We start from the raw sequence: 364 nt of genomic DNA on the forward strand, positions 1-364 counted from the left end.
TAGGCGGCGGATCCAGACAGCGGCCCTGGGCAGTGCGGACTCGGATGAGCCGCTGATACTGCCGTTGCAGGCGATCGAGCTGGATGCCTTCCGGCGTCGTCACGAGCACGACACGTTCTGCTGCGGGCTGCTGCTCGGAGGCTGGGGCCTGCAGCTGACCACCAAGTTGCACCCCGACCGGGCCTGGTACTTCTCCCATTCGCCCTGTTCCTTCAGGAACTTGTCCAGCAGGGCTTCATGGTCACCGGGGTGCGCCGCATACACCGGCACCACTTCCGTCTTGGCCACCGGCGGTTCTCCGGGTGTTGCCGCGGTGCTGGCTGCCTCTCCGGGCGACAGAGCGGCGAGGGCGCGGGCGGCGTGC

The 364-nt window shown here is 68.4% G+C and carries 1 pseudogene; it reads right to left on the reverse strand.

The features are described from left to right. Positions 1-99: 99 nt before the first annotated feature. A pseudogene (locus ACLZOT_RS50555) lies at positions 100-364 on the reverse strand (hypothetical protein); the annotation flags it as partial.

The sequence above is a fragment of the Streptomyces sp. 4F14 genome (assembly GCF_048159485.1).
Lineage (GTDB): Bacteria > Actinomycetota > Actinomycetes > Streptomycetales > Streptomycetaceae > Streptomyces.